The organism is Streptomyces sp. SID5469, from assembly GCF_009862865.1.
GTDB classification, from domain to species: domain Bacteria; phylum Actinomycetota; class Actinomycetes; order Streptomycetales; family Streptomycetaceae; genus Streptomyces; species Streptomyces avermitilis.
The window spans coordinates 2134048-2149826 of sequence record NZ_WWIN01000001.1 but is presented as its reverse complement, the minus strand read 5'-3'; the positions used below and the strand labels follow the sequence as shown (position 1 = coordinate 2149826).

Genomic DNA, 15779 nt, shown 5'->3' with positions numbered 1-15779 from the left:
GGTTCCTACGCCGGGCGGTTCTCCTGTCGGCCGCCCACCACATCGACGAAGACGGGGTTCGCGTAGAACCATGTGTCGACCCACGGGTCACCGTTGCCGGGCACGTGCGGAATCGGGCCATGCGGGTCGACCGAGGCGCCCAGGTAGCCCGTACCGTTGCGGTTGCCGTCGCTGCCGCGCAGCCGGACGTAGAAGGACTCGTCGCCCGCGACCAGCGGGATGCGCAGGGTGTACGTGCCCTTGCGGCCGCTCACGTCCCGCGTGTGGACGACCCTGGTGTCGGGCGCCCGCCAGTCGTCGCGGTCGGCCGCCGGGCCGCGCACCGCGCCCCGGACCACGTCGACGTGGGCCAACTCGGGCAGGATGCCGTGGGGGTTGGGGCGCGACGCGGTCGTCACGGTGACGCTCAGCGTGAGCTTCTCGCCCTTGCGGACGCGCAGCCGGCCGCCCATGGTCACGCCCGGACCGTGGTCGCAGTCCCGCTTCAGGCGGACGTCGAGCCCGTCCAGCAGATGGCCGTGGTCGAGCCAGACCCGGCCCGCGCGCAGGCCCGCCATCACCGCGCGGTAGCCGTAGCGGGTCACGCCCACGTGGGTGCGGCTGAACTGGCCGGGCCAGAAGTCGCCGCCCGGCTGCTGGCTGTCGGTGTTGACCGGGTCGGGGAGGTGCCCGGTGTTGTCGAAGTTCCGCCCGGGTGCCCAGTCGCCGTTCTTCCAGGTGTCGAAGACGACCCGGTGCACATCGGAGTTGGTCGTGATCGTGAACAGCTTGCCCTCGGCGAGCATCGCGTCCCACAGGCCGCCGACGGTCGCCGTCGTCCAGTCGAAGCCGCCGTACAGGACGTAGGCGTCCTCCGGGTAGCCGGGCCAGGAGTTCGCGGACGGCTTGTTGACGTACTCGCCGCGCTGCTGCCCCGAGCCGACCCAGCCGGGTATGCCACCGCCCTGCGCGCCGGGCGCGCCTTCCATGCCGATCATGATCTCGGGGGCCGCGTCGCGCCAGCCCCGCATCTCGTGCGGGGAGTCGATGCCGAGGCGCATCGGGTGGTTGGCGAGGACGAGCACGTCGTCGACGTAGCCGGTGCGGCGCTGTTCGGCGAGCCACTGGATGGCCTTGATGGCGTGGGCCTCGTTGCGGGCCGTGTTCGGGTTCGAGGTGGCGCCGTCCGTGTAGCCGAGCAGCTTCCCGTCGTAGGCGAGCTCGAAGCGCGTGAGCAGATCCACCTCGTGCGGTCCGGGCGCCGCGAAGACCGTGGCGTGCTCGGCGGCCGGGATGTACCACTCAAGGCCCTGGAAGATCAGCTGGCGCGGGTTCTCGGCGCGGGCCTTCAGGATCTCCTGGTGCTCCAGCTTCGCGCCGTAGTCGGCGTGTCCGAAGTTGGAGTGCTCGTTGAAGACCATCCAGTCGAGCCCGTACCGGTCGCCGGCCCGGGCGAGTTGGGAGAAGGTGTACTTCGCGTCGTGGCTGTAGACGGAGTGGATGTGGTGGTCGCCGACGAGGTAGGCGAGCCGCGGATCGTTGCCGCCGTAGCGTCCGGAAGAGGCCGCCGCGGGTGTCGCGAGCGAGCCCACCGCGAAGGCCGCGCCGAACAGGCCCGCGCGGCGCAGCAGCCCGCGCCGCGACATGCCCTGGGGGTCCAGCGCGGCGGGGGAGACGGACGGGTCGGCCCAGGCGGGCAGTTGCTGCTCGGTCATGGTCGTGTGGCTCCCTCGGGTCAGTGGTTCATCAACGACTTGACGGGAAGGGCGCGTTCGGCGATCCGTACGTCGCCGAGCCGGCCGTGCAGAATCTGGTCGGTCTTCCCCGCGTACTGGAAGCCACCGCGCGTCACGAGCGGCCGCGCGGGCAGCGCGACCGCGGTCGCCGCGGCCCGCGGGAAGCCGCCCCAGCGAGGTCAGAGCACGCGCAGCGTCCAGGACCAGCGATGTGTGCCGGTCGGGACGAGGTGGCCGGGTGAGGTGTCGGGACCGCAGGAGGCCGTACCCAGGCCGCGGTGCGCGACGTCGAGGTGCACCACACAGCCGGGCCGCGGCACCAGCTCGTCGTGGTGGGTGGCGGCGGCCAGGTCCGCGGCCCGGTACCGGGTCACGTTCACCTGGCGCGGTTCGTCCAGCTCGACCGCGAAGCCCGTGGCGTCCGGCGCCGAGAGCGTGAACCGGCGTACACCGTGCCGCCCGCCGCTCTCCTGCGGACGCAGATACGGAGTGAACAGCTCGTCCACGGGGCGGGAGTGGTGGCCGACGGGGGCGCCCCCGCTCCGGTCCGGATAGGACTCCCAGGGGCCCTGCCCGTACCACTCGAGGACATCGAGCCCCGCGACGGTCTCGAACACCGAGCCCACGCGTGCCACGTCGTCGAGCCCGGCCGGCAGCTCGGCCGTCTCCTCGACCCGCACCCCGCCCTCGACGCGCGTGAACACCTGCTCGTGCCGCACGGCACCCGCCATGGTCCCGTACTCGGCGACCACCGTGACGCTGCCGGCCGCACGGCGTACATCGACGACCTTGCGTTCGAGCGCGTCGAGTCCCCAGGCCCGCCAGCGCGCCGCCATGCCGCCGATCTCGTCGTTGTCGGTCGGTGCCCGCCACAGCGACAGCACCGGGGCGGCCGTGAGCAGCGGATGGACGAGCAGCCCGTCCTCGTCGACCTGGACGGGAGCGCCCGTCGTCAGCGGCGCGGAAGCCACCGGGGCAGCCGCCCGCAGCCGCACCCGCGGCACACATACCTCCGTGCCCCGCGGCGCCCACGCCTCGTCGTCGGCCGTCGTCACCCGCAGCGTCAGCCAGGCCTCGCCGCCGTCCTCCGGCAGGGCGAACGGCATCGGCACCACGGCCGACTCACCCGCCCGTACGTCGGGCAGCCCGGCGGGCGCGGTCAGCGTGCCGCCCTCCGCGAGCGACAGCTCCCACGAGGCGGCCAGCCACTCCAGGCCCCGGAAGTGCTGGTGGTTGGAGATCCGCAGGTCACCGCCGTCGTACGCGAGCCGCACCGGCGCCGCGATCTCCCGGTGCTCGTACATCACCGGCTTGGGCGTGCGGTCGGGAAAGACGACCCCGTCGGCGATGAACGCGCCGTCGTGGACCGTCTCGCCGAAGTCGCCGCCGTAGGCCCAGCGGTGGCCCTGCGCCGCGACACCGTTGTCATACAGCCCGGCGCCGGCGCGCCCGGCCGGTCTTCCGTCGTTCACGCGTTGCAGAATGCCGTGGTCCCAGAACTCCCAGATGAAACCGCCCTGAAGACCCGGGGTGGACTCGATGGCGGCCCAGTGGTCGGCCAGCGTGCCGTTGCTGTTGCCCATGGCGTGGGAGTACTCGCACTGGATGAGCGGCTTGGTCTGCTCGCCGGACAGCGCGTGGGCGACACAGTCCTCGACCGGCGCGTACATCGGGCAGGCGATGTCGGAGGCGACCGTCGGATCGGCCCAGCCGAGCTTGGCCGCGCCCTCGTACTGGAGCGGGCGGGTCGGGTCGTGGCGGCGGACCCAGCCCGCCGCCGCGTCGTGGTTCGCGCCGTAGTCGGACTCGTTGCCCAGCGACCAGACGATGACCGAGGGGTGGTTCTTGTCGCGCAGCACCATGCGGGAGACGCGGTCCACGAAGGCCGCCGTGTAGCGCGGGTCGTCGGCGATCTCGTGGGCGTGGTCGTGCGACTCGATGTCCGCCTCGTCGACGACGTAGAAGCCCAGCTCGTCGGCGAGGTCGAGCAGAGCCGGGTCGTTGGGGTAGTGCGCGGTGCGGATCGCGTTGAAGCCGAACCGCTTGAGCGTGACGAGGTCGGCGCGCATGTCGTCGTACGACACCGTCCGGCCCGTCAGCGGATGGAAGTCGTGCCGGTTGACGCCCCGGATGTAGACCCGCTCGCCGTTCACCAGGAGGTCCCGGCCGCGGATCTCGACCTGGCGGAAGCCGACGCGCGGGTGCGCGGTGTCGGCGACCGAGCCGTCGGCGCGGTGCAGGCGCACCGTCAGCTCGTACAGCTCGGGCGTCTCGGCGGTCCAGGGGCGCACCTCGCGCACGAGCGCGGTGAGGCGGGCCTCGCCGAGGAAGTCGGAGACCCGCTCGTCCTGCGCGTTCAGCCGGTCGAACTCGGCGTCCTGGGCGAGGAGGTGGCCCGCCAGCTCCCCGGTGACGTACCAGCCCCCGGGGAGCCGGCCCATGGCGTGCCGCACCCGGCAGTCGACCCGCAGCCCGCCGTCCGGGCGCGCCCGCACGGTCACGTCCGCGAGATGCAGTGGATCGGTCGCGTACAGCAGCACCGACCGGGTGATCCCGCCGTGCCACCAGTGGTCCTGGTCCTCGAGGTGCGAGGCGTCCGACCACTTCACCACGGTGAGCCGTACGGTGGCCCGCTCCCCGGGACGTACGACGTCCGAGAGATCGAACTCGGCCGCGAGGTGCGAGTCCTTGGAGATGCCCGTCGGCCGCCCGTTCACGTGGACGAGCAGCACGCTCTCCGCGGCGCCCACCCGGAGCACGACCCGGCGTCCGGCCCACTCGGCCGGGACGTCCACCTCGCGCTCGTACACGCCCGTCGGGTTCGCGGCGGGCGAGGCGGGCGGGAACTCTCCCCAGGGCATCGTGACGTTGGTGTACTGCGGCAGGTCGTCGGTGCCCTGCACGGTCCAGGCGCCGGGGACATGCTGTGACGACCACGCTTCGGTCACGGGTGAGCCGGGCGTGGGCAGCAGCTGGAAGCGCCACTCGCCGTCCAGCGGGAGCGCCCCGGTGCGGCGGTCGACGGCGTTCATCGGCAGCCGCCCCCAGGAGGTCACCTCGGGTGACTCCCAGGGGCGGAGCGCGATCAGCGGATCGCGGGACATCAGCGAATGGCTCCCTTGCCGAGGTCGGCGATGATCTGCCTGGCGCCGATCGCGAACACGATCAGCAGCGGAACGAGGGCGAGCAGCGCGCCGGTCATGACCATCCCGTAGTCGGTCGTGCCGTGCACCCCGTTGAGCTGGGACAGGGCGACCTGGAGGGTCACGTTGTCCGGGTTGGTGAGGGCGATCAGCGGCCAGGCGTAGTCGTTCCACTGGCCCATGAAGGTGAAGATGCCGAGGAACGCCAGACCCGGGCGGACCACGGGGAGCGCCACGTGCCAGTACTGGCGCAGGAAGCCGGCGCCGTCGAGCTTCGAGGCGTCGAGCAGTTCGTCGTGGATGGCGCTCTGCATGTACTGGCGCATCCAGAAGATGCCGAACGCGTTGGCCGCCGCCGGGACGACCAGCGCGGTCATCGAGCCGATCCAGCCCAGCTTCGCCATGATCACGAACTGGGGGATGGCCTGGAGCTGCGCCGGCACCATGAAGATCGCCATCATCAGCGCGAACAGCACCCGGCGGCCCGGGAAGTGGAACTTGGCGAAGACGAAGGCCGCCAGTGAGTCGAGGAACAGGACCAGGACGGTCACCGAGCCGGCCACGAGCAGCGAGTTGGCCATCGACCCGAAGAAGTCGACGTTGTCGAAGAGATGCCGGACGTTCTCGAGGAAGTGCGAGCCGGGCAGCAGCTTCGGCGGGTAGGAGAAGATCTCGGTCGACGAGTGCGTCGACATGATCACGGCCCAGTAGAACGGGAAGACCGAGAGCAGCAGGCCGATGACGAGGACCAGATGGAGCGCGATGCCCCGCTGCCGTGAACCCTTGATGGATGCCATGGTGGCGGCCTCCTATTCTTCGCCCCGGCGCTGCACCAGGCGCCAGTTGATGATCGAGAAGAGGACGACGACGAGGAAGATGCCCCAGGCCACCGCGGCGCCGTAGCCGAAGTCGTTGTTGTCGAAGGTCTGCTGGAAGAAGTAGAGGACCATGGTCTGGCCCGCGTGGCCCGGGCCGCCCGCGAACGACGAGTTGTTGTCCGTGGTCTGCAACAGCACCTGCGGTTCGGAGAAGCTCTGGAGTCCGGTGACGGTCGAGATGACCAGCACGAAGAGCAGCACCGGACGCAGCAGCGGCAGCGTGATGCGGAAGAACGTCTGCAGGGGCCCGGCGCCGTCCATCCGCGCCGCCTCGTACAGCTCGCCCGGGATCGTCTGGAGACCGGCGAGGAAGATGATCGCGTTGTAGCCGGTCCACTGCCAGGTCATGAGGGTCGCGATGGCGACCTTGATGCCCCAGGGAGTGTTCAGCCATGCCACCTGGTCAAGTCCGACCGCCTGCAACACGGCGTTCATCAGGCCGAAGTTGGTGGAGAAGACCGAGCCGAAGATGATCGCGACGGCCACGATCGAGGTGACGTTCGGCAGGAAGAAGGCGAAGCGGTAGACGTTCTTGAAGCGGACCGCGGAGTTGAGCAGCACCGCCGTGACCATCGCCAGGAGGATCATCGGGATGGTGGCCAGCGCCCAGATGACGATCGTGTTCCCGATCGAGGTCCAGAACTGGCTGTCCGACAGCAGATAGCGGTACTGCGAGAGCCCCGCGAACTCCATCGAGCCGAGCCCGTCCCAGCGGTGGAACGACAGGTAGAGCGAGAAGCCGACCGGTATCAGACCGAAGGCGAGGAAGAGCAGATAGAAGGGGGAGATCGCGGCGTACAGCCGCCAGTGGCTCAGGACGCCCTTCCCGGAGCGGGCGGTTGGGGTGGCGGACACGACCGCCGGGGAGGTCTCGACCACGGGTGCGGTAGCCATGTCAGTAGCTCACCCCCAGATGGTCGGCGATGCGCCGGCACTTGCTCATGGCGTCCTTCCAGGCCTTCTCCGGGTCCTTGCCGAGGACGGAGAAGTTCCGCAGCTCGTCGTCGATCGGGGTCTTGAGCGCGATGTCGTACGGGCTGTTGAAGGCGACCGGGATCTTCTCCGCCGCCGGGCCGAAGACGTCCATGGTGATCTGGCCGCCGAAGAACGCGTCGGGTTCGCGCAGCTTCTTCATGCCGTACGACGCCGGAGTGGACGGGAAGAGCACCGAGTCGACGAATCCCTGGGCCTGGTTGCCCGCGTCGAGCATCCAGGTGATCATCTCGAAGGCCTTCTCCGGCTCCCGGCACGCCTTGGTGATCGCCAGGAACGAGCCGCCGATGTTCGAAGGGCCGCCCGGACAGCTCGCCACCCGCCACTTGCCCTTGGTCTTCGGCGTGTTGAGCTTGATGTCGCCGGCCGCCCAGGAGGCGTTCAGTTGGCTGGGCAGCAGGCCCCGCTCGGTGGCCGAGATGTTGTCCGGCGTCCCGTTGATGATCTTCGAGACCAGGCCTCGGCGGGTGGCCTCGACAGCCCGGTCCCAGGCGGTGCGCACATGCTCCTGGTCGCCGATGAAGTGCCGGTCCCTGTCGACGAACCGCTTGGTCGTCTGGTTGACCGACATGCCGTAGATGCTGAGGGCGTCCGTGAGGATGAACGCACCCGGGACGCGCTTCTTGAGCCGCTCACCGGCCGCGAGGAACTTCTCCCAGGTGTCCAGCTCCTTGGAGACGTCCGCCGGCTCGTACGGCAGTCCCGCCTTCTCGAAGACGGCCGGCTGGTAGTAGTGCGCGACCGGACCGCAGTCGATGGGGAAGCCCACCATCGAGCCGTCCTCGGCGATGCCCTCGTCCCACTTCCAGGGCAGATACCGGTCCTTGAGCCTGTCGGCGCCGAGCGCGCGCAGGTCCACGAACTGGTCGGAGTTCGGCAGGTACGAGGCCATGTCCTCGCCCTTGAGCCCGACGATGTCCGGGATGTGGGCGCGCCCGGTCATCGTGGTCATCAGCTTCGAGCGGTAGTAGCCGCCGATCTGGATGGCCTGTAGGTTCACCGCGCTGTCGTAGCGGGCCTTGGCGTCCTGGACGACTTTGGGGCTCAGCCCGCCGCTCCAGTACCACAGCACCATGTTCCGGCCGGTGGAACCGGTCGGGACGGCACAGCCGGTCGCCAGGCCGCCGAGCGCGGTGGCGGCCGTACCGGCCAGGCCCGCGCGCAGCAGGCCTCTTCGTGAGAGCCGCACTGCTCCCACCGCCTTTCGGATCTTTTCGGTCTTCGCGTACGAGGAGTCATGCGTGGGGTCATACGGGGTGTCACACGTGGGGTCATCGGGAGGTGCTCGGGCGACGCGTGGCATCGGGGGGAGTCACGGGCGCGTGCCGGACGGGCGGCCCCGGGTCCGCTGGGATCCGGTCGGCCAGGAAGCCGTACGCGCGCCGCAGTCCGGGGTCTTCGAGCGAGTGCCACCAGCGGTGGACGCCGTACCAGCCGGGCGCGGCCAGCGCACCGCCGTGCCGCTGTACCGAGAGTCCGGCGGCGAGGACCGCGAAGCGCAGCCGCTCCGCCAGGGGCCAGCCGCCGAGCGAGGCCGCGACGAAGCTCGCGCCGAAGACGTCCCCGGCGCCCGTCGGGTCCAGGACATCGATGTCGAGGGCGGGTACCTCGGCGTACTCGCCCGTCGTCTGGTCCACCGCGACCGCGCCGTCCCCGCCGCGCGTGACCACGGCGACCGGCACCAGGTCGGTGAGCGTGCCGAGCGCGGCCATCGCGCTGTCGGTGCGGGTGTACGCCATCGCCTCGGCCTCGTTGGGGAGGAAGGCGTGGCACAGGGAGAGCTGGTCGAGGAGGTCGCGGGACCACTGCTGGGTGGGATCCCAGCCGACGTCCGCGTAGATCCGGGTGCCGTTCGCGGCGGCCTTTGCGAGCCAGGCGTGCGGCTCGGCCTCGATGTGCACGAGGGCGGTGCGCGCCTCGGGCGGGTCGCCCATCAGCGCGTCCTGCGAGTACGGAGGGTCCTGGCCGTGGGTGACCAGCGCGCGGTCGTGGCCGTACGCGAGGGAGACGGTGACCGGGGTGTGCCAGCCGTCCGCGGTACGGGAGAGCGAGAGGTCGATGCCCTCCTGGCCGGCGAGCACACCCCGGCAGTACGCGCCGTAGTGGTCGTCGCCGAAGACCGTGGCCAGCGAGGTGCGCAGGCCGAAACGGGAGGCGGCCACGGCCAGGTTGGCGATACCGCCGGGGCTCACGCCCATGCCCTCGGTCCAGATCTCCTCACCGGGTGTCGGCGGCTTGCCCAGCCCGGTGAGGACGAGGTCGTAGAAGAGCAGCCCGGTCAGCAGGACATCGGGCCGTTCGTCGCCCACGGGCGCATCCTCTCGTCAAAAGTCTGCAAGCGGTGCACAGGATCGTGCGCGTCTCTCGAGAATTTGGCAAGAGTCGAGCAGAACTGAGCATAGAAATGATCGAAGATGACGAGTACTGTTCATCGCGTGCTGGCAGAGCGACGACATCAACTCATCCTGCGGGCCCTGCGCTCCGGCGGCCCCGCGGCCGTGACCGACCTTTCGGAGCAGCTGGGCGTGAGCCCCGCCACCGTCCGGCGTGACCTGCTCAGACTCGAGGAGGAGGGCCTGCTCACCCGGGTGCACGGCGGCGCCGTGGTGGAGGAGGGCGACCAGCCCTTCGCCGAGGTCGCCGAGATGCGGGTGGCCGAGAAGGACGCCATAGCCGTGCACGCCGCGGCCATGGTCGCCGACGGTCAGTCGGTGCTGCTCGACATCGGCACCACCGCCTACCGGCTGGCCCGGCAGCTGCACGGCCGCCGGCTCACCGTGATCACCAGCAACCTGGTGGTCTACGAGGAGCTCGCGGACGACGAGGGCATCGAGCTGGTGCTGCTCGGCGGCATGGTCCGCCGCGAGTACCGCTCCCTGGTGGGCTTCCTCACCGAGGACAATCTGCGTCAGCTGCACGCCGACTGGCTCTTCCTCGGCACCAGTGGAGTGCGGCCCGGCGGGCAGGTGATGGACACGACGGTCGTCGAGGTGCCGGTCAAGCGGGCCATGATCCGGGCGGGTGAGCGGGTCGTCCTGCTCGCCGACTCGGCGAAGTTCCCCGGCACGGGGATGGCCAGGGTCTGCGGGCCCGAGGACCTGGACGCGGTGGTGACGGACGGGCCGGTGGACGCGGCGACGCGGTCCTCCCTGGAGGAAGCGGGCGTCGAGGTGATCGTGGCAGGAAAGGTGCAAGCGTGAAGCTGACGATTCTGGGCGGTGGCGGGTTCCGGGTGCCGCTCGTGTACGGGGCGCTCCTCGGGGACCGCGCCGAGGGCCGCGTCACCCGGGTCGTGCTGCACGACCTGGACGCGGGGCGGCTCACGGCCGTGGCCCGCGTGCTCGCCGAACAGGCCGCCGGGGATCCGGACGCGCCCGAGGTGAGCTTCACCACCGACCTGGACGAGGCCCTGCGCGGCGCCGACTTCGTCTTCTCCGCGATCCGCGTCGGGGGACTGGAGGGGCGCGCCGACGACGAGCGGGTGGCGCTGGCGGAGGGTGTGCTGGGCCAGGAGACGGTCGGCGCGGGCGGCATCGCGTACGGACTGCGCACGGTCCCGGTCGCCGTCGACATCGCGCGGCGCGTGGCCCGGCTCGCCCCCGACGCCTGGGTCATCAACTTCACCAACCCGGCGGGCCTGGTCACCGAGGCCATGTCACGCCACCTCGGCGACCGTGTCATCGGCATCTGCGACTCGCCGGTCGGCCTCGGCCGGCGCATCGCCCGCGTGCTCGGCGCCGACCCGCGCGAGGCCTTCATCGACTACGTCGGCCTCAACCACCTCGGCTGGGTACGCGGTCTGCGCGTCGCGGGCCGCGACGAACTCCCGCGCCTGCTCGCCGACCCCGGACTGCTCGGCTCCTTCGAGGAGGGCAAGCTCTTCGGCCCCGACTGGCTCCGGTCGCTGGGCGCGATCCCTAACGAGTACCTGCACTACTACTACTTCAACCGGGAAGCCGTACGCGCCTACAGCGAGGCCGAGAAGACCCGGGGCGCCTTCCTGCGCGACCAGCAGGCGCGGTTCTACGAGGAGATGAAGCGGGCGGACTCCTCCGCCCTGTCGGCCTGGGACCGCACCCGTGCCGAGCGCGAGGCCACGTACATGGCCGAGAACCGCGACGCGGCGGGCGCCGGCGAGCGCGACGCCGACGACCTCTCCGGCGGCTACGAGAAGGTGGCCCTCGCCCTGATGCGGGCCATCGCCCGGGACGAGCGCACGACGCTGATCCTCAACGTCCGCAATCGCGGCGCGCTCACGGTCCTCGACGCCGAGGCCGTCATCGAAGTCCCGTGCCTCGTCGACGCCAATGGCGCGCACCCGGTCGCCGTCGACCCGCTCCCCGGCCACGCCACGGGCCTGGTGTGCGCGGTGAAGGCGGTCGAGCGCGAGGTGCTGTCCGCGGCCGAGTCCGGCTCCCGTGCGACGGCCGTGAAGGCCTTCGCGCTGCACCCCCTCGTGGACTCCGTGAACGTGGCCCGCAGGCTGGTCGACGGATACACCTCGGTCCACCCAGGTCTGACGTACCTTAAGTAAGCGCTTTCCATCTTTCTGGATCTTCCTGCTTCCCGGATATTCCTGGATCTTCCTGGAGACTTTCATGCACGACGAACGCCGCCGGATCGAGGAGCGCGTAGAGCGCATCCACAACCAGCGCATCAAGCCCGCGGTCTACGCGGCCGCCGTCCCCTTCGCCGTCGAGGCCTGGCAGGCGCCGGGCGAGCCCGTTCCCTTCGAGGAGGCCGCGGCCGCCTCGTACGCGCCGTTCGCCATGGACACCCCGTGGGGGCCGCCCTGGGGCACCACCTGGTTCCGGATGCGCGGCCGGGTGCCCGCCGAATGGGCCGGGCGGCGCGTCGAGGCGGTCATCGACCTCGGCTTCACCGGCGACTGGCCCGGCAACCAGGCCGAGGCGCTGGTCCACCGCACCGACGGCACCCCGCTCAAGGCGGTCAACCCGCTCAACCAGTACGTGCCGATCGGCAACCCGGCCACGGGCGGCGAGGAGATCGACTACCTGGTCGAGGCGGCCTCCAACCCCGACATCCTCGCAGGCGACTTCGCGCGCCCGACCCCGCTCGGCGACGTCCTCACCGCGGGCGACAAGCCGCTCTACACCTTCCGCCGCGCCGACCTCGCCATCCTCGACGAGGAGGTCTGGCACCTCGATCTGGACGTCCAGGTGCTGCGCGAGCTGATGCTGGAGCTGGGCGAGCACGACCCGCGCCGGCACGAGATCATGCACACCCTGGACCGGGCCCTGGACGCGCTGGACCTGGACGACATCTCCGGCAGCGCGACGGCCGTCCGCGAGGTCCTGGCCCCGGCCCTCGCGAGGCCCGCGCACGCCAGCGCCCACACCCTCTCCGGCGTCGGCCACGCGCACATCGACTCCGCCTGGCTGTGGCCGATCCGCGAGACCAAGCGGAAGACGTCCCGCACCTTCTCCAACGTCACCTCGCTCGCCGACGAGTACGACGACTTCATCTTCGCCTGCTCGCAGGCCCAGCAGTACGAGTGGGTGCGCGACAACTACCCGCACGTGTGGGCCCGCATCCAGGAGTCGGTGAAGAAGGGCCAGTGGGCGCCGGTCGGCGGCATGTGGGTCGAGGCCGACGGCAACCTGCCCGGCGGCGAGGCGCTGGCCCGCCAGCTGATCCACGGCAAACGGTTCTTCATCGAGCACTTCGGCGTCGAGACCAAGGGCGTGTGGCTGCCGGACTCCTTCGGCTACAACGCCTCCTACCCGCAGCTCGCCAAGCTCGCCGGCAACGAGTGGTTCCTGACCCAGAAGCTCTCCTGGAACCAGACCAACAAGCTGCCCCACCACACCTTCTGGTGGGAGGGCATCGACGGCACCCGCATCTTCACGCACTTCCCGCCGATCGACACCTACAACGCCCGCTTCAGCGGCGAGGAGATGTCCCGCACGGTCCGCAACTACGCGGACAAGGGCCGCGGTACGCGCTCCCTGGCACCGTTCGGCTGGGGCGACGGCGGTGGCGGCCCCACCCGCGAGATCATGGAACGGGCGCGCAGGCTGGCGGACCTGGAGGGCTCGCCGAAGGTCGTCGTCGAACATCCCGACGCGTTCTTCAAGGCCGCCCGCGAGGAGTACCCGGACGCCCCGGTCTGGGTCGGCGAGCTCTACCTGGAGCTGCACCGCGCCACCTACACCTCCCAGGCCCGCACCAAGCAGGGCAACCGCCGCAGCGAACACAAGCTGCGCGAGGCCGAGTTGTGGGCGACGACGGCCGCCCTGCACGCGCCGGGCTACGCCTACCCGTACGAGAAGCTGGACCGCCTGTGGAAGACGGTCCTGCTCCACCAGTTCCACGACATCCTGCCGGGCTCGTCGATCGCCTGGGTGCACCGGGAGGCCGAGGCCGAATACGCCCGGGTGGCCACGGAACTGGAGGAGCTGACGGCCGAGGCGGTGGCCGCGCTCGGCGGCGGCGGTCCGCGCGTCTTCAACACGAGCCCCCGCGACCGCGCCGAGGTGGTCCGTACGTCCACCGGGGCCCCGGCGTACGTGGAGGTACCGGCGGGCGGCAGCGCTCCCCTCGACGGCGCCGCACCCCCGCGGCCGGTGACGGTCACCGGCCGCGTCCTCGACAACGGCCTGGTCCGCGTCGAGGTCGCCGAGGACGGAACCCTCGCCTCCGTAAGGGATCTGACGGCGGACCGCGAAGTCCTCGCCGACCAGGGCAACCTGCTCCGGCTGCACACCGACCTCCCGAACTACTGGGACGCCTGGGACATCGACAAGCACTACAAGAACCGCTACACGGACCTGCTGGACGCCGACTCCGTCACGGTCGTCGAACAGGACCCGCTGATCGGCGCGATCCGGGTGGAGCGCTCCTTCGGCAAGGGTTCGAAGATCACCCAGACGATCACCGTACGGGCCGGCAGCCGCCGCATCGACGTCGAGACGGAGATCGACTGGCACGAGGCCGAGAAGATCCTCAAGGCCGCGTTCCCGGTGGACCTGCGCGCCCCGCACTCGTCCGCCGAGATCCAGTTCGGCCACGTCCAGCGCCCCACCCACACCAATACCAGCTGGGAGGCGGCCCGCTTCGAGGTCTACGGCCATCGCTGGGTGCACATCGGCGAACCCGGCTACGGCGTCGCCGTGATCAACGACTCCACCTACGGCCACGACGTCTCCCGCACGGTCCGCGAGGACGGCGGCACGACCACCACGGTCCGCCTCAGCCTGGTCCGCGCCCCGCGCGTGCCGGACCCCGAGGCCGACCAGGGCCGGCACCGCTTCACCTACGCGCTGCTGCCCGGCGCGAGCATCGAGGACGCGGTCGCGGAGGGCTACGCCCTCAACCTGCCGCTGCGGGTCGCGGACGCCCAGGGAGCGCCGGAGCCGGTCGTGTCCGTCGACGGCGCCGGCCTCACCGTCGAAGCGGTCAAGCTCGCCGACGACGCCTCGGGCGATGTCGTCGTGCGCCTCTACGAGTCGGGCGGCGGCCGGTCCCGGGGCACCCTGCGCACCGGCTTCCCGCTCGCGGGCGTCCACGTCACCGACCTGCTGGAGCGACCGCTCGCCGAGGGGGCCGGCGACGCGGTCGTCGACGGTGACGGCGCGGTCGCCGTGGAACTGCGGCCCTTCCAGGTACTGACGCTCCGTCTGAAGCGCGCCGCGACCGCCCAGTAGGGCGCCTCTCGCGGCGGGCGGGCACGGGCATCCCCGTGCCCGCCCGCCGCCCGCCACCGCCCTCTGTCGCCCCCGAAGTGACCCCGTACTGCCGAGGAGTTCAGCCGTGTCCATGCAGCCGTGGTTCACCGACGCCAAGTTGGGGATCTTCGTCCACTGGGGCGTCTACGCCGTCGACGGCGTCCAGGAATCGTGGTCGTTCTACGACGACATCGTGCCGCACGACCAGTACATGTCCCAGTTCGACCGCTTCACCGCCGCCCGCTACGACCCGCGCGACTGGGCGGCGCTGTTCGCCCGTGCCGGCGCCAGGTACGCGGTCCTGACCAGCCGCCACCACGACGGCGTCGCCCTGTGGGACACCGCCCACGGCAACCTGAACGTCGGCCGGGACCTGATATCCGGCTACGCCGACGCACTGCGCGAGCGGGGCCTCAAGGTCGGCCTCTACTACTCGCACTCGGACTGGAACCACCCCGACTACGCCTCCACGCGCAAGCCGGGACGCCCGCCGGAGCTGGCGGACAACCGCTACTCCGAGGTCGCCGCCGAGTACGAGGACCTGGCCGCCTGGGAGCGGTTCATCGCCTACCGAGACGGCCAGATCCGCGAACTCACCAGCCGCTACAAGCCCGACCTCATGTGGTTCGACGGCGAGTGGGACCGCAGTGAGGAGCAGTGGCGCATCCCCGAACTCGCCGCGCTCATCCGCTCCGAGGTGCCGGACGTCGTCTTCAACGCCCGCATGCTCAGCGAGGGCGACTACGCGACCCCCGAGCAGGGCGCTCCCGTCGTGCCGCCCCAGGGCCCCTGGGAGCTGTGCCTGACGATCAACGACTCCTGGGGCTTCCAGCACCACGACCACAACCACAAATCGGTCACCCAGCTGATCCGCTACTTCACCGAGACGATCGGCGGCGGCGGCAATCTGCTCCTCGACGTCGGTCCGAAGGAGGACGGCACCATCCCGGCCGAACAGGTCGAGCGCCTCGAGGGCCTCGGCGACTGGATCGCCAAGCACGCGGAGGCCGTCTACGGGACCGTGCGCGGACTGCCCGCGGGCCACCACTACGGGCCGAGCACCCTCTCGGCGGACCGCCGCACGCTGTATCTGACCCTCTTCGACGCACCGCGCGCCGAGATCGGCGTACGCGGCATGGCGGGCACGGTGCGCCGGGTCACGGTGCTCGGCAGCGGGACCGAGCTGGCCCACCGGGTCATCGGCGGGCTGCACGAGGCACCGGGCGTGCTCTGGATCGAACCGCCGGCCGCGGCCGACCTCGACCCGCACGCCACGGTGCTGGCCGTCGAACTGGACGGCGAGCTGGAGCTGTACCGCGGGCCGGGCCGCTTCTGACGAACGCGTGGGGGTGCCCCCGTCGG

General features: G+C 70.9%; 10 protein-coding genes. 4 read left to right on the top strand and 6 right to left on the bottom strand.

What is annotated here, in order from left to right; genetic code table 11:
- Positions 1-5: 5 nt before the first annotated feature.
- The 6 genes from GTY58_RS09295 to GTY58_RS09270 all read right to left on the bottom strand — a co-directional run bounded on the left by GTY58_RS09295 (position 6) and on the right by GTY58_RS09270 (position 9038).
- Positions 6-1694: a PHP domain-containing protein gene (locus GTY58_RS09295; protein ID WP_010983200.1), complete on the bottom strand. Its 1689-nt coding sequence runs from the start codon at positions 1692-1694 to the stop codon at positions 6-8.
- A 200-nt stretch (positions 1695-1894) separates the two neighbouring features.
- Positions 1895-4819, bottom strand: a complete 2925-nt coding sequence (locus GTY58_RS09290; protein ID WP_010983199.1) for a glycoside hydrolase family 2 TIM barrel-domain containing protein — start codon at positions 4817-4819, stop codon at positions 1895-1897.
- The gene (locus GTY58_RS09285; protein WP_010983198.1) at positions 4819-5655 is read right to left on the bottom strand and encodes a carbohydrate ABC transporter permease; all 837 of its coding nucleotides are present in this window, start codon (positions 5653-5655) and stop codon (positions 4819-4821) included. The genes GTY58_RS09290 and GTY58_RS09285 overlap by 1 nt, the downstream gene beginning before the upstream one ends.
- Positions 5656-5667: 12 nt before the next feature.
- On the bottom strand, positions 5668-6630 hold the full coding sequence (locus GTY58_RS09280; RefSeq protein WP_010983197.1) for a sugar ABC transporter permease: 963 nt from the start codon (positions 6628-6630) through the stop codon (positions 5668-5670).
- 1 nt (position 6631) lies between these two features.
- On the bottom strand, positions 6632-7918 hold the full coding sequence (locus tag GTY58_RS09275) for an extracellular solute-binding protein (RefSeq protein WP_037647415.1): 1287 nt from the start codon (positions 7916-7918) through the stop codon (positions 6632-6634).
- 82 nt (positions 7919-8000) lie between these two features.
- Entirely contained in the window at positions 8001-9038 is a 1038-nt protein-coding gene (locus tag GTY58_RS09270; RefSeq protein ID WP_010983195.1) for a carbohydrate kinase family protein, read from the bottom strand.
- A gap of 126 nt (positions 9039-9164) precedes the next feature.
- Between GTY58_RS09270 and GTY58_RS09265 the strand changes: the two genes are divergently transcribed.
- The 4 genes from GTY58_RS09265 to GTY58_RS09250 all read left to right on the top strand — a co-directional run bounded on the left by GTY58_RS09265 (position 9165) and on the right by GTY58_RS09250 (position 15753).
- A complete protein-coding gene (locus tag GTY58_RS09265) occupies positions 9165-9929 on the top strand; it encodes a DeoR/GlpR family DNA-binding transcription regulator (RefSeq protein WP_037647418.1) in 765 nt (254 codons plus the stop codon).
- The gene (locus GTY58_RS09260) at positions 9926-11263 is read left to right on the top strand and encodes a 6-phospho-beta-glucosidase (protein WP_010983193.1); all 1338 of its coding nucleotides are present in this window, start codon (positions 9926-9928) and stop codon (positions 11261-11263) included. Before GTY58_RS09265 ends, GTY58_RS09260 begins: the two co-directional genes overlap by 4 nt.
- 64 nt (positions 11264-11327) lie before the next feature.
- Positions 11328-14396, top strand: a complete 3069-nt coding sequence (locus GTY58_RS09255) for a glycoside hydrolase family 38 C-terminal domain-containing protein (protein ID WP_010983192.1) — start codon at positions 11328-11330, stop codon at positions 14394-14396.
- Positions 14397-14502: 106 nt separating this feature from the next.
- Positions 14503-15753: an alpha-L-fucosidase gene (locus GTY58_RS09250; protein ID WP_010983191.1), complete on the top strand. Its 1251-nt coding sequence runs from the start codon at positions 14503-14505 to the stop codon at positions 15751-15753.
- Positions 15754-15779: the final 26 nt, after the last annotated feature.